The 842-nt window shown below is 65.8% G+C and carries 1 pseudogene; it reads left to right on the top strand.

Going from position 1 to position 842, the window contains the following annotated elements:
- Positions 1-724: pseudogene (locus GYA94_RS23365) on the top strand (ribonuclease E); the annotation flags it as partial.
- Positions 725-842: the final 118 nt, after the last annotated feature.

The raw sequence follows: 842 nt of genomic DNA, 5'->3' as shown, positions 1-842 counted from the left end.
ACAGCAGCACCAGGCCACCGAGCTGGGTGCTGAACTGGCGGCGGGCCTGGCTGTAACTGCAGCGGTTGCTACCAGCAACATCAGCAGCGATGCCGAGGCCCAGGCCAACCAACAGGCCGAGCGCGCCACCGCTGACGTCGTTGCCGCTGCAGCAACCGACAACAGCGAAGCCGCCCAGCCGGTTGAGCAGGCTGAAAAGCTCGAGCAAGTCGAAGTTGTCACCAAGGTTGAAGAAGTGGCCGTGGCCCCAGTGGTCGAGCAGCCGGTCAGCGAGCCTGTGGCCGTGGTCGAGGCAACTGCCGAGCCAGTGGTCGAAGTCGCGCCACAACCGGTCGTCGAAGAAGCGCCTGTTGCCGAGCCGGCCGTGGCTGTCGAAGCTCCGGCAGAAGCGCCAGCTGTCGAAGCCGGTGAAATCGAGCAGGCCCCGACCGTGGTCGAGGCTGCGCCGGCTGCCGAACAGCCTGCCCCGGTTGCCGAAGCCCAGCCAGAAGTAGTGGCCGAGCCTGCACCTGTGGTTGTCGAGCCTGCGCCGGTCGCGGCCCCAGCTGTGGTAGAGCCTGCCACTGTCATGCTGGCCAACGGCCGCGCGCCGAACGACCCGCGTGAAGTGCGCCGTCGCAAACGTGAGGCCGAGGCTGCCGCCAAAGCCGCGCAGGAAGCTGCTGCAGCCGCCGGAGAGCCAGCCCTGGAAACCGCCGATGAGCAAAAGCCTCATCATGGTTGATAGCCAAGGCTGAATGAAAAAGCCCCGCCAGTGCGAACTGGCGGGGCTTTTTCTTGGCCTATCACTTTATGTCAGCGCCGGCGCTGCCCTTTGTAGGAGCGTAAGCGTCCGGCGAACT

Source organism: Pseudomonas juntendi (assembly GCF_009932375.1).
GTDB lineage: Bacteria > Pseudomonadota > Gammaproteobacteria > Pseudomonadales > Pseudomonadaceae > Aquipseudomonas > Aquipseudomonas juntendi.
The sequence above is the reverse complement of the archived record's forward strand: the minus strand, read 5'-3'. Positions and strand labels throughout refer to the sequence as shown.